Origin of the sequence: Pseudomonas sp. FSL R10-2964 (genome assembly GCF_009600035.1) — a bacterium.
In the GTDB taxonomy this organism is placed as follows: Bacteria; Pseudomonadota; Gammaproteobacteria; order Pseudomonadales; family Pseudomonadaceae; genus Aquipseudomonas; species Aquipseudomonas bubulae.
In genome coordinates this window covers 60,419-73,353 of sequence record NZ_WIWH01000027.1, presented here as the reverse complement: position 1 = coordinate 73,353, position 12,935 = coordinate 60,419, and the positions used below count along the sequence as shown (strand labels likewise).

At 55.7% G+C, this 12,935-nt stretch carries 9 protein-coding genes and 2 tRNA genes; 8 read left to right on the top strand and 3 right to left on the bottom strand.

Going from position 1 to position 12,935, the window contains the following annotated elements:
- Nucleotides 1-129 precede the first annotated feature (129 nt).
- The 8 genes from GHN92_RS16185 (at nucleotide 130) to GHN92_RS16150 (ending at nucleotide 9,249) form a co-directional block, all read left to right on the top strand.
- Nucleotides 130-214: transfer RNA gene (locus GHN92_RS16185), tRNA-Leu, on the top strand.
- 86 nt (nucleotides 215-300) lie between these two features.
- Nucleotides 301-376, top strand: a tRNA-His gene (locus GHN92_RS16180).
- 359 nt (nucleotides 377-735) lie between these two features.
- The gene (tig, locus tag GHN92_RS16175) at nucleotides 736-2,046 is read left to right on the top strand and encodes a trigger factor (protein ID WP_029611584.1); all 1,311 of its coding nucleotides are present in this window, start codon (nucleotides 736-738) and stop codon (nucleotides 2,044-2,046) included.
- A gap of 90 nt (nucleotides 2,047-2,136) precedes the next feature.
- A complete protein-coding gene (gene clpP, locus GHN92_RS16170) occupies nucleotides 2,137-2,778 on the top strand; it encodes an ATP-dependent Clp endopeptidase proteolytic subunit ClpP (RefSeq protein WP_095001709.1) in 642 nt (213 codons plus the stop codon).
- A 106-nt stretch (nucleotides 2,779-2,884) separates the two neighbouring features.
- Complete coding sequence (gene clpX, locus GHN92_RS16165; protein ID WP_016782313.1) at nucleotides 2,885-4,168, top strand: ATP-dependent Clp protease ATP-binding subunit ClpX; 1,284 nt, start codon at nucleotides 2,885-2,887, stop codon at nucleotides 4,166-4,168.
- Nucleotides 4,169-4,330: 162 nt separating this feature from the next.
- Nucleotides 4,331-6,727 (top strand): endopeptidase La, encoded by a 2,397-nt coding sequence (lon, locus tag GHN92_RS16160; protein ID WP_095001708.1) that lies wholly within the window; start codon nucleotides 4,331-4,333, stop codon nucleotides 6,725-6,727.
- Between the two features lie 148 nt (nucleotides 6,728-6,875).
- A complete protein-coding gene (locus GHN92_RS16155) occupies nucleotides 6,876-7,148 on the top strand; it encodes an HU family DNA-binding protein (protein ID WP_016782315.1) in 273 nt (90 codons plus the stop codon).
- A 229-nt stretch (nucleotides 7,149-7,377) separates the two neighbouring features.
- Nucleotides 7,378-9,249, top strand: coding sequence for a SurA N-terminal domain-containing protein (locus tag GHN92_RS16150; RefSeq protein WP_095019322.1), 1,872 nt, complete (start codon nucleotides 7,378-7,380; stop codon nucleotides 9,247-9,249).
- A gap of 240 nt (nucleotides 9,250-9,489) precedes the next feature.
- Here GHN92_RS16150 and fabI read toward each other — a convergent pair whose 3' ends face one another.
- The 3 genes from fabI to GHN92_RS16135 are packed head-to-tail and all read right to left on the bottom strand — an operon-like array spanning nucleotide 9,490 to nucleotide 12,935.
- A complete protein-coding gene (gene fabI / locus GHN92_RS16145) occupies nucleotides 9,490-10,284 on the bottom strand; it encodes an enoyl-ACP reductase FabI (protein ID WP_016782317.1) in 795 nt (264 codons plus the stop codon).
- Between the two features lie 19 nt (nucleotides 10,285-10,303).
- On the bottom strand, nucleotides 10,304-11,914 hold the full coding sequence (locus GHN92_RS16140) for an ABC transporter ATP-binding protein (RefSeq protein WP_095001706.1): 1,611 nt from the start codon (nucleotides 11,912-11,914) through the stop codon (nucleotides 10,304-10,306).
- 1 nt (nucleotide 11,915) lies between these two features.
- Nucleotides 11,916-12,935 carry an ABC transporter permease gene (locus GHN92_RS16135; RefSeq protein WP_095019320.1) on the bottom strand — a complete coding sequence of 340 codons (1,020 nt, stop codon included), beginning with the start codon at nucleotides 12,933-12,935 and terminating at the stop codon, nucleotides 11,916-11,918.

Below are 12,935 nucleotides of genomic sequence, written 5' to 3'. Positions count from 1 at the left end.
GGCGTAGCTCAGTTGGTAGAGCACGGGATTGTGACTCCCGTTGTCGAGGGTTCGATCCCCTTCGTCCACCCCATATTTAGAAAGCCGCCAGATTAAAAGTCTGGCGTCTTTGCTTCAAGAGTTTGAAATGCGGATGTGGTGGAATTGGTAGACACACTGGATTTAGGTTCCAGCGCCGCAAGGTGTGAGAGTTCGAGTCTCTCCGTCCGCACCAAATTTTGATAGAGCCGCTTGTAGCGGCTTTTTCTTTGGTTGTAACTGTCGGCTTTCAGGAGCAGGCAGCGTTGTAAGCGCACTATGGTGGGCGTAGCTCAGTTGGTAGAGCACGGGATTGTGACTCCCGTTGTCGAGGGTTCGATCCCCTTCGTCCACCCCATATTAAAAGAAAACGCCAGACTAACCCTCTGGCGTTTTTTTGTATCTGCGGTTTGAGAATCGCATATAGGGGTGTCGTTCGGCGCCTTGTTTCCCGCATGCTTAGCGTCCTCTGTGATTTGTGTGACAATGCGCGCAGATCGGGGTAGCTCCAAAGGCTGCCCGTTATCGCCAATTGATCAGTGCAGTCTTCTATCTATATAGAAGGCGAGGCGGATGGCTGCTTTTACTTAATTTCTGTCGGCCGTTTCTTAGGGTGTTTGCGGTAGGGTGACTTCTTGAGTTTGACCCACTAGAATGCTTGCCCTTGATTATGGGGTCGGAAACGGCCGGCTAATGTCTGTGCAACGAGGAATATCCATGCAAGTTTCTGTTGAAAATACTTCCGCTCTTGAGCGTCGCATGACCATTGGCGTGCCAGCTGAGCGTATTGAGGCTGAAGTCAACAAGCGTCTGCAACAGACTGCCCAAAAGGCCAAGATCCCGGGCTTCCGTCCAGGCAAGGTGCCAATGAGCGTAATCCGTCAGCGTTACGAAGCTGATGCGCGCCAGGAAGCGCTGGGCAATGTAGTCCAGTCTTCGTTCTACGAAGCTGTGGTTGAGCAGAAGCTGAACCCGGCTGGTGCTCCTTCGATCGAGCCTAAGGTTTTCGAAAAAGGCAAAGATCTGGAATACGTTGCTACTTTCGAAGTATTCCCTGAATTCGAAGTGACCGGTCTGGACACCATCGCTATCGAGCGCCTGAGCGCCGAAGTGGCTGATGCCGACCTGGACAAGATGCTGGACGTGCTGCGCAAGCAGAACACCCGCTTTGAAGTGACTGACCGTGCTGCCCAGAACGATGATCAGCTGAACATCGATTTCGTTGGCAAGGTAGACGGCGAAGTGTTCGCTGGCGGCTCCGCCACCGGTACTCAGCTGGTGCTGGGTTCGGGCCGCATGATTCCTGGCTTTGAAGAAGGCCTGGTAGGCGCCAAAGCCGGTGAAGAGCGCGTTCTGAAACTGACTTTCCCTGCTGACTACCAGAATCTGGACCTGGCTGGCAAAGAAGCCGAGTTCACCGTAACCGTGAACACTGTTTCCGAGCCTAAGCTGCCAGAGCTGAACGAAGAGTTCTTCGCCCAGTTCGGTATCAAGGAAACCGGTCTGGAAGGCTTCCGCGCCGAAGTTCGCAAGAACATGGAGCGTGAACTGCGTCAGGCCATCAAGTCCAAGGTCAAGAACCAGGTAATGGACGGCCTGCTGGCTGCCAACCCGATCGAAGTGCCGAAGTCGCTGCTGGCCAACGAAGTTGACCGTCTGCGCGTGCAGGCTGTTCAGCAGTTCGGTGGTAACATCAAGCCTGATCAACTGCCGGCAGAGCTGTTCGAAGAGCAAGCCAACCGCCGTGTAGTGCTGGGTCTGATCGTGGCTGAAGTGGTCAAGCAGTTCGACCTCAAGCCTGACGAAGATCGCGTTCGCGAAATGATTCAGGAAATGGCTTCCGCTTACCAGGAGCCAGAGCAGGTTGTAGCCTGGTACTACAAAAACGACGCGCAATTGAACGAGGTTCGTTCGGTTGTGCTGGAAGAGCAAGTTGTGGATACTGTTCTGCAGAAGGCCAAGGTGACCGATAAAGCGGTCTCTTACGAAGAAGCTGTCAAGCCGGTGGAAGCTCCACAAGCCGACTGATTTCTGACTCGTTAGAAAACACAACCATAAGCCAGCCTCGAGCTGGCTTATGCGTATCCAGACAAGACTATTTGGGAGTGACTGCCGGACATGTCCCGCAATTCTTATATTCAGCAGAACTCTGATATCCACGCCGCTGGCGGCCTGGTCCCGATGGTTGTCGAGCAGTCCGCCCGTGGCGAACGCGCTTACGACATCTACTCGCGCCTCCTGAAGGAGCGAATCATCTTCCTGGTCGGCCCCGTAGAAGACTACATGGCCAACCTGGTGGCTGCGCAGCTGCTGTTCCTTGAAGCCGAGAACCCGGACAAGGACATCCACCTGTACATCAACTCGCCGGGCGGTTCGGTGACTGCAGGCATGTCGATCTACGACACCATGCAATTCATCAAGCCTGACGTGTCGACCATCTGCATCGGCCAGGCCTGCAGCATGGGTGCCTTCCTGTTGGCCGGTGGCGCACCGGGCAAGCGTCACTGCCTGCCGAACTCGCGCATGATGATTCACCAGCCACTGGGCGGTTTCCAGGGCCAGGCGTCGGATATCGACATTCATGCCAAGGAAATCCTCAACATCCGTCACCGTTTGAACTCGCTGCTGGCTCACCACACGGGCCAGACTCTCGAAACCATCGAGCGCGACACCGAGCGTGACAACTTCATGAGCGCCGAGCGTGCAGCCGAATACGGTTTGATCGACTCTGTGTTCAGCAAGCGTCAAATGCCCGCTTAAGCAGCTCAAATGTGGGTGGTTGGGTTAACCGACCACCTGCGGGCTTGAAAAAGCCCGCAGTTGCCTTCATCTTGTGTTGCAAGCCTATCGGATTTGGATCGATCGAATGACTGACACCCGCAACGGCGAGGACAACGGCAAATTGCTCTATTGCTCCTTCTGTGGCAAAAGCCAGCATGAAGTGCGCAAATTGATTGCCGGCCCCTCGGTCTTTATCTGCGACGAATGCGTTGACCTGTGCAATGACATCATCCGTGAGGAGGTGCAGGAAGCCCAGGCCGAGAGCAGCGCGCATAAATTACCATCGCCAAAAGAAATCAGCGGCATCCTTGATCAATACGTCATTGGTCAGGAACGTGCCAAAAAGGTTTTGGCTGTAGCGGTGTACAACCACTACAAGCGCCTCAACCAGCGTGACAAGAAAAACGACGACGTTGAACTCGGCAAGAGCAACATCCTGCTGATCGGCCCTACCGGTTCGGGTAAGACCCTGCTGGCAGAAACCCTTGCACGCCTGTTGAATGTACCTTTCACCATCGCTGACGCAACCACGCTGACTGAAGCCGGTTACGTGGGCGAAGATGTTGAAAACATCATTCAGAAGCTGCTGCAGAAATGCGATTACGACGTAGAAAAAGCCCAGATGGGCATTGTCTACATCGATGAAATCGACAAGATTTCGCGCAAGTCTGACAACCCTTCGATTACCCGTGATGTTTCCGGTGAAGGTGTGCAGCAGGCATTGCTCAAGCTGATCGAAGGTACCGTGGCTTCCGTACCGCCTCAAGGCGGCCGCAAGCACCCGCAGCAGGAGTTCTTGCAGGTTGATACCCGCAACATCCTGTTTATCTGCGGTGGTGCGTTCTCGGGCCTTGAGAAGGTTGTACAGGCGCGCTCGACTCGCGGCGGCATCGGCTTCAGTGCCGAAGTGCGCAGCAAGGAAGAGGGCAAGAAGGTTGGCGAATCCCTGCGTGAAGTCGAGCCTGACGATCTGGTCAAGTTTGGCCTGATCCCGGAATTCGTGGGTCGTCTGCCTGTGCTGGCAACCCTGGACGAGCTGGACGAGGCTGCCTTGATGCAGATCCTCACCGAACCGAAGAACGCCTTGACCAAGCAGTACGGCAAGCTGTTCGAGATGGAAGGTGTAGATCTTGAGTTCCGTGCCGACGCCTTGAAGGCCGTGGCCAAGCGTGCTCTGGAGCGCAAAACGGGCGCTCGTGGCCTGCGTTCGATTCTTGAAGGCGTGCTGCTCGACACAATGTATGAAATCCCCTCGCAATCCGAGGTGAGTAAAGTTGTGATCGACGAAAGCGTTATAGAAGGCAAGTCCAAGCCGTTGTTGATCTATGAAAACAACGAAGCGACTGCCAAGGTTGCACCTGACGCGTAAATGTAATGCTGGCATTCCACATTGCGTGTTAAAGAAGGGGCCTTCGGGCCCCTTTGTTTTTCCTGTCGTTCAACGCTTGTTTTTTTTCAAGACTGCCCCCATCTTGGCTTCAAGCTTACATCCATCTGATTACGGCCTTATGGCCGCCGTAGAGGCGAAATCATGAAGACAACCATCGAATTGCCTCTCCTGCCGTTGCGTGATGTTGTTGTGTATCCGCACATGGTGATCCCACTGTTCGTGGGACGCGAGAAGTCGATCGAGGCCCTTGAGGCTGCGATGACGGGCGACAAGCAAATTTTGCTGTTGGCTCAAAAGAATCCGGCTGACGACGATCCGGGCGAAGATGCCCTGTATCGCGTCGGTACCATTGCAACTGTTCTGCAACTGCTCAAGCTCCCGGACGGCACGGTCAAAGTGCTGGTTGAGGGTGAGCAGCGCGGTGCGGTTGAGCATTTTGGTCAGGCAGATGGTTATCTGAGTGCCGAAGTCTCCCTGATTGACGAAGTGGCTGCCCCGGATCGCGAATCCGAGGTCTTTGTGCGCAGCCTGCTTTCGCAGTTCGAGCAATACGTGCAACTGGGCAAAAAAGTCCCGGCCGAGGTTCTGTCATCGCTTAACAGCATTGACGAGCCAAGCCGTCTGGTCGATACCATGGCTGCCCATATGGCACTCAAGATCGAGCAGAAGCAGGAAATCCTCGAAATCATCGATCTGCAGGCCCGTGTCGAGCACGTTCTGGCCCTGCTGGATGCCGAGATCGACTTGCTGCAAGTCGAAAAGCGCATCCGTGGCCGCGTCAAAAAGCAAATGGAGCGCAGCCAGCGCGAGTACTACCTGAATGAGCAGATGAAGGCCATTCAGAAAGAGCTGGGTGATGGTGACGAAGGTCACAATGAAATCGAAGAGCTGAAAAAACGCATCGATGCTGCCGGTTTGCCGAAAGATGCAATGGCCAAGGCCCAGGCGGAGCTGAACAAGCTCAAGCAAATGTCGCCAATGTCCGCAGAAGCCACCGTGGTGCGCTCCTACATCGACTGGCTGGTGCAGGTGCCGTGGAAGGCTCAGAGCAAGGTGCGCCTGGATCTCAAGCGTGCTGAAGACATTCTGGACGCAGATCACTACGGTCTGGACGAAGTCAAAGAGCGGATTCTCGAATATCTTGCCGTGCAAAAGCGTGTGAAGAAAATTCGTGGTCCGGTTCTGTGCCTGGTCGGTCCTCCGGGTGTAGGCAAAACCTCGCTTGCTGAGTCCATTGCCCACGCAACAAACCGTAAATTCGTGCGTATGGCCTTGGGTGGCGTGCGTGACGAAGCGGAAATTCGTGGCCATCGCCGTACGTACATCGGTTCGATGCCAGGAAGATTGATTCAAAAGATGACCAAGGTTGGTGTGCGCAACCCGCTGTTCCTGCTTGATGAAATCGACAAGATGGGCAGTGACATGCGCGGCGATCCGGCGTCTGCACTGCTTGAAGTGCTCGATCCCGAGCAGAACCACAATTTCAACGACCATTACCTCGAGGTTGATTACGACCTCTCCGATGTGATGTTCCTGTGTACGTCCAACTCGATGAACATCCCGCCAGCCTTGCTGGACCGGATGGAAGTCATTCGTCTGCCTGGCTACACCGAAGACGAAAAAATCAACATTGCTGTCAAATACCTGGCCCCGAAACAAATTGAAGCCAATGGCTTGAAGAAGGGCGAGCTGGCATTTGATAACGAAGCCATCCGCGACATGATCCGCTACTACACCCGCGAAGCCGGTGTGCGGGGCCTTGAGCGCCAGATTGCGAAGATCTGCCGCAAGGCGGTCAAAGAGCATGCGCTGGAAAAACGCTTTGCGGTCACCGTCACGCCGGAGCTACTTGAGCACTTTTTGGGCGTAAGAAAATTCAGCTACGGTTTGGCTGAAGTTCAGGACCAGATCGGTCAAGTGACCGGCCTGGCCTGGACCCAGGTGGGTGGCGAGTTGTTGACCATCGAAGCGGCCGTTGTTCCTGGCAAAGGCCAGCTGATCAAGACCGGTTCGCTGGGCGACGTGATGGTAGAGTCCATCACCGCTGCATTGACGGTGGTGCGCAGCCGCGCCAAGAGCCTGGGTATCCCGTTGGATTTCCACGAAAAACGCGATATTCACATTCACATGCCCGAAGGCGCTACGCCTAAAGATGGCCCTAGTGCTGGTGTGGGAATGTGTACTGCCCTGGTCTCTGCATTGACCCTGATTCCGGTACGCGCCGATGTTGCCATGACCGGTGAAATTACCCTTCGTGGTCAGGTGTTGGCGATTGGTGGCCTGAAGGAAAAATTACTTGCTGCTCATCGTGGTGGCATCAAAACTGTAATTATTCCTGAAGAGAACGTTCGTGACCTGAAGGAAATTCCTGACAACATCAAACAGGATCTTCAGATTAAACCGGTTAAATGGATTGACGAAGTCCTGCAAATTGCGCTGCAATACGCCCCGGAGCCCTTGCCGGATGTGGCTCCCGAGATTGTTGCCAAGGACGACAAACGAGAATCTGACTCTAAGGAAAGAATTAGCACGCATTAATACGGATTCGCCTGACGGGCTTTCTTGACGCTTTTTAGAGCCCTTGTTATAAAGCGGCTCTATAAGTGTCCGTAAGTGCTTCAGCAGTCGTTTTGCTTTTACCAAAAAACTTTAGAAACATACTCAGACAGATATAAGGGGACTTAGAGTGAACAAGTCGGAACTGATTGATGCTATCGCTGCATCTGCTGATATCCCGAAAGCTGCAGCTGGCCGTGCGCTGGACGCAGTAATCGAATCCGTCACTGGCGCTCTTAAGGCTGGCGACTCTGTGGTACTGGTTGGTTTTGGTACTTTCTCTGTAACCGATCGTCCTGCCCGTATTGGTCGTAACCCACAGACCGGTAAAACGCTGGAAATTCCTGCTGCCAAAAAGCCAGGCTTCAAAGCCGGTAAAGCACTGAAAGAAGCGGTTAACTAAGTTTCTGTAACACCTTTTACCCAACCGGGTCAGGCGCACGCCAGGCTTGGCAGCGGAGCGGTAGTGCAGTCGGTGGCAACATCGATGTGTCACGCCGGGGGTCGCGGGTTCGAGCCCGGTCCGCTCCGCCAGTTACGAGAAGGCGCATCCTCGGATGCGCCTTTCTTCTATCCGGACTCTACCCACGCTCCACGGTTGCTCATTATGCAAGACCGTTTCTGGGGGAAGCATGCTGCAAAATATCAGGGACAATTCACAAGGCTGGATTGCCAAGACCATCATCGGTGTCATCGTCGCGTTAATGGCGTTGACCGGTTTCGATGCCATTTTTCAAGCCACCTCTACCAGCCAGGATGCTGCCAAGGTTAACGGTGAAGAAATCACCCAGGTTGAACTGAGCCAGGCCGTCGATATGCAACGCCGGCAGCTGCTGCAGCAGTTGGGCAAGGATTTCGACTCGTCGTTGCTGGATGAAAAAATGCTGCGTGAAGCGGCCCTCAAAGGGTTGATCGATCGCAAGCTGTTGCTGCAAGGCGCCAAAGACGCGAAGTTTTCGTTTTCTGAAGCCGCTTTGGACCAAGTCATTCTGTTGACTCCTGAATTTCAGGAAGACGGCAAATTCAGCCCTGAGCGTTTCGACCAGGTGATCCGTCAACTGGGTTACGGTCGCTTGCAGTTCCGTAACATGCTGGGCGAAGAAATGCTGATTGGTCAGCTGCGTGCCGGTCTGGCGGGCAGTGGTTTCGTGACCGACGAACAGGTGAATGCGTTCGCCCGTCTTGAGAAACAAACCCGTGATTTCGCTTCGCTGAACATCAAGGCCGACCCGGCTGCGGTGAAACTGAGCGATGACGAAATCAAGGCTTACTACGACGAGCACGCCAAGGAATTCATGACCCCTGATCAGGTCGTGATCGACTATATCGAGTTGAAGAAATCTTCTTTCTTTGACCAGGTAGCCGTGAAGGATGATGAGCTTCAAGCGTTGTATCAAAAGGAAATCGCCAACCTGGCCGAACAGCGCCGCGCTGCGCATATCCTGATCGAAGTGAACGACAAGGTCAGCGACGAGCAGGCCAAAGCCAAGATCGCCGAGATTCAGCAGCGTCTGGCCAAAGGTGAAAGCTTCGAAGCTCTGGCCAAGGAGTTCTCCCAGGATCCGGGTTCGGCTGCCAATGGCGGTGACCTGGGCTTCGCAGGCCCTGGTGTTTACGATCCTGTGTTCGAAACGGCTGTTTACGGGTTGAAGCAGGACCAGGTTTCGGAGCCGGTACGCACCAGCTTCGGTTATCACCTGATCAAGCTGTTGGGTGTTGAAGCACCTGAAGTGCCGAGCTTTGCCAGCCTGAAAGACAAGCTGACCCATGACCTGAAAACCCAGCAGGTTGAACGCCTGTTTGTCGATGCAACCAAGCAATTGGAAGACTCGGCATTTGAAGCGTCCGATCTGGCTCAGCCAGCTCAAGAGCTTAAGCTGACTGTGCATACCTCTGCGCCATTTGGTCGCGAGGGGGGCGAGGGTGTCACCGCCAATCGCGCTGTGATTCAGGCCGCATTCAGCACCGAAGTGATGGATGAGGGCGCGAACAGTACAGCCCTGGAGCTGGACCCTGAGACCGTAGTGGTGTTGCGCGTCAAGGAGCACCGCAAGCCTGAGCAGTTGCCGCTGGAGGCTGTTGCCTCGAGCATTCGTGCGCAACTGGTCAAGGAGCACGCCAGTGCTGCGGCCAAAACCCGTGCTGAAGAAATCATCAAGGAGCTGCGCGATGGCAAACTGCCGTTGAACCAGCCGGTTGATGGTCAGGCGTGGAAGGTCCAGGAAGCGGTTGCCCGTGGTCAGGAAGGTATTGATCCTGCCGTGCTGCAAGCGGTATTCCGCATGCCGAAACCTGCAGCCAAGGACAAGCCGACATTCAGCAGTGTCACCCTGGCAGATGGCACTGTGGTTGTATTGCGTTTGAACGGCGTCAACGATGCAGTAGCGCCGACTGAAGAAGAGAAAGCGTCGTATCGCCGCTTCCTCGCTTCGCGTGTTGGCCAGCAAGACTTTGCTGCCTACCGCAAGCAGTTGGAAAACGAAGCCAAGGTTGAGCGCTACTAAGTTCAGCCTGCTTCGGTAAAAATGGCCGCTCATTGAGCGGCCATTTTTTTGCGCTGGTTTTTTTGTGGGAGCGGGCTTGCTCGCGATGGCATCCATGCGCTCTGTCTGACGTATCGCGTCGTTTGTATCGCGGGCAAGCCCGCTCCCACAGATCATCTCCCAGAGATTGTCGCGAGGCAAAAAAACGCCCGATGCAATCTCTGCACCGGGCGTTTTTGAGTAGCGCTTGTAACGAAGGGTTTACTCTTCGAGGCTGCCCATGGCGGTAGTGTTGAAGCCACCGTCTACGTACATGATTTCGCCGCTGATGCCCGATGCCAGATCCGAGCACAGGAAGGCGCCGGCATTGCCGACTTCGTCGATGGTCACGTTGCGACGCAGTGGAGTCTGCGCTTCGTTGGCCGCCAGCATTTTGCGGAAGTTCTTGATGCCCGACGCTGCCAGGGTACGGATCGGGCCTGCCGATACGCAGTTAACGCGAGTACCCTCAGGGCCTAGGCTGCCTGCCAGGTAACGTACACCGGCTTCCAGGCTGGCCTTGGCCATGCCCATCACGTTGTAGTTAGGCATGGTGCGCTCGGCGCCCAGGTAGGACAGGGTCAGCAGGCTGCCGTTGCGACCTTTCATCATCGGGCGACCAGCCTTGGCCAGGGCCACGAAGCTGTAGGCGCTGATGTCGTGAGCGATGCGGAAGCCTTCACGGGTGGTGGCGTCGGTGAAATCGCCATCCAGCTGGTCGCCAGGAGCGAAACCTACTGAGTGAACGATGCAGTCCAGACCGTCCCACTTCTTGCTCAGGTCTTCGAAGACCTTGGCGATTTCTTCATCGCTGGCAACGTCGCAAGGGAAGCACAGCTCAGGGTTCGAACCCCAGCCTGCGGCGAATTCTTCAACACGACCTTTCAGCTTTTCGTTCTGATAAGTGAAAGCCAGCTCGGCGCCTTCACGGTGCATGGCGGCAGCAATGCCAGAAGCGATGGACAATTTGCTAGCGACACCAACGATCAGTACGCGCTTACCGGTGAGAAAACCCATGTGTTGTTCCTCTATCAGGTTAATCGACAGCCACTGGTGCCAAAAAGGCGGCTTCCAGCAGCTGTTGTGTATATGGATGTTGCGGTGAGGCAAAGATACTTTGCGCATCACCCTGTTCGACCACTTGGCCATGCTTGACCACCATCAATTGGTGGCTCAGCGCTTTGACGACAGCCAGGTCATGGCTGATAAACAAATACGTCAGGTTGTGCCTGGCTTGCAGTGAGCGCAGCAGTTCAACAACCTGGCGTTGTACTGTGCGGTCCAGCGCAGAGGTTGGCTCGTCCAGCAATATCAACTCCGGCTTTAACACCAGTGCGCGGGCAATGGCGATTCTTTGCCGTTGTCCGCCTGAAAACTCGTGAGGGTAACGGTGCCGGGTTTCCGGATCCAGACCTACTTCTCGCAAGGCTTCAATAATTGCACTTTCCTGTTCCGCTTCGGTGCCCATACGGTGAATGCGCAACCCTTCACCGACAATCTCGCTGACGCTCATGCGCGGGCTGAGACTGCCAAACGGGTCCTGGAATACCACCTGCATTTCCCGTCGCAATGGCCTGACTTCTTTTTGTGACAGACAGTCTAGCCGTTTGCCTTCAAAGCTGATCAGGCCCTTGCTGGCAATCAGACGCAAAATCGCCAGGCCCAGCGTTGATTTGCCCGATCCGCTTTCACCCACAATTCCCAGGGTCTGCCCCTGGGGCAAGCTGAAATTGATACCGTCCACCGCTTTCACGTAATCGACGGTCTTGCGCAGCAGGCCTTTCTTGATCGGGAACCATACCTTCAGGTCCTCGACTTGCAGCAATGGCGGACCGGCAATGGTGCTGGCCGGGCCTCCGCTGGGCTCTGCGCTGAGCAGTTCCCGGGTGTAAGGATGCTGCGGCGAACGGAACAGCTGCTCGCACGATGCTTGTTCGACGATTAAACCGCGCTGCATGACACATACGCGATGCGCAATTCTTCGTACAAGGTTCAAATCGTGACTGATCAGTAACAACGACATGCCCAGGCGGGCTTGCAGATCCTTGAGCAAGTCGAGGATTTTAAGCTGAACGGTCACGTCCAGGGCGGTGGTAGGTTCGTCGGCAATCAGCAGTTCGGGTTCATTGGCCAGGGCCATGGCGATCATCACGCGCTGTCTCTGACCCCCTGAGAGCTCGTGTGGCAGCGCCTTGAGGCGTTTGTGAGGCTCGGGTATGCCTACCAGCTCCAGAAGCTCCAGGGTGCGCAGGGTAGCGGCCTTGCCGGTGATCCCCTTGTGAATGCCGAGCACCTCATTGATTTGTTTTTCAATGCTGTGCAGCGGGTTCAGGGAGGTCATGGGCTCCTGAAAAATCATCGCAATGCGGTTGCCGCGAATGTTGCGCAGCTTTTTCTCGTCCACGCTGAGCAAATCCTGGCCGCCGTAGGCGATGCTGCCGCTGGGGTGGCGTGCAAGGGGGTAGGGCAGCAACCTGAGGATCGAGTGCGCGGTCACCGATTTGCCCGAACCGCTTTCGCCCACCAGGGCCAGGGTTTCGCCGCGCCTGATATCAAAACTGACGCCTTGCACCACCCGCTGCGGTGTGTCACCCGCTACAAACTCGACGCTGAGGTCGCGCACTTCGATCAGATTGTCCTGCGTCATCTTATTTCCTCGGGTCGAAGGCATCGCGAGCGGACTCACCGATAAACACCAGCAGGCTGAGCATGATGGCCAGCACTGCGAATGCACTGATGCCCAGCCAGGGCGCTTGCAGGTTGGACTTGCCCTGGGCCACCAGTTCGCCCAGCGACGGCGCGCCCGGGGGCAGGCCGAAGCCCAGGAAGTCCAGGGCAGTGAGGGTGCCGATGGCGCCAGTGAGGATAAACGGCATAAAGGTCATGGTGGAGACCATGGCGTTGGGCAGGATGTGGCGGTACATGATGGCCATGTCCTGCATGCCCAGGGCGCGGGCGGCGCGCACATACTCCAGATTGCGCCCACGCAGGAATTCGGCGCGCACGACGTCCACCAGGCTCATCCACGAGAACAGCAGCATGATGCCCAGCAGCCACCAGAAATTGGGCTGCACAAAACTGGCGAGAATGATCAGCAGGTACAACACGGGCAAGCCTGACCAGATTTCCAGAAAGCGCTGACCGGCCAGGTCGACCCAGCCACCATAAAAGCCCTGCAAGGCCCCGGCGATCACGCCGATGATGGAGCTCAGTACCGTCAGGGTCAGGGCGAACAGCACCGATATGCGAAAGCCATAAATCACTCGGGCCAGCACGTCGCGGCCCTGGTCGTCGGTGCCCAGCCAGTTCTCGGCGGAGGGCGGTGCAGGGGCAGGGACTTTCAGGTCGTAGTTGATGCTTTGATAGCTGTAGGGGATGGGTGGCCACACAACCCAGGCATCTTTCTTGGCCAGCAGTTCACGGATATACGGGCTTTTGTAGTTGGCTTCGAGGGGGAATTCACCGCCGAAGTCGGTCTCTGGATAGCGCTTGAGCGCCGGGAAATACCACTCCCCGTCGTAATTGATCACCAAGGGTTTGTCGTTGGCAATGAACTCGGCGTTCAGGCTCAGCCCGAACAGCACCAGGAAGATCCACAGCGACCACCAGCCACGCTTGTTGGCTTTGAAACGGGCAAAACGGCGTCGATTGAGGGGGGATAGCTTCAT

Coding starts and splice junctions, on each gene's coding strand:
- GHN92_RS16140 (WP_095001706.1), bottom strand. CDS start 11,914: ATGACGCAGGACAATCTGATCGAAGTGCGCGACCTCAGCGTCGAGTTT.
- tig (WP_029611584.1), top strand. CDS start 736: ATGCAAGTTTCTGTTGAAAATACTTCCGCTCTTGAGCGTCGCATGACC.
- GHN92_RS16135 (WP_095019320.1), bottom strand. CDS start 12,935: ATGAAGCTATCCCCCCTCAATCGACGCCGTTTTGCCCGTTTCAAAGCC.
- clpX (WP_016782313.1), top strand. CDS start 2,885: ATGACTGACACCCGCAACGGCGAGGACAACGGCAAATTGCTCTATTGC.
- lon (WP_095001708.1), top strand. CDS start 4,331: ATGAAGACAACCATCGAATTGCCTCTCCTGCCGTTGCGTGATGTTGTT.
- clpP (WP_095001709.1), top strand. CDS start 2,137: ATGTCCCGCAATTCTTATATTCAGCAGAACTCTGATATCCACGCCGCT.
- GHN92_RS16150 (WP_095019322.1), top strand. CDS start 7,378: ATGCTGCAAAATATCAGGGACAATTCACAAGGCTGGATTGCCAAGACC.
- fabI (WP_016782317.1), bottom strand. CDS start 10,284: ATGGGTTTTCTCACCGGTAAGCGCGTACTGATCGTTGGTGTCGCTAGC.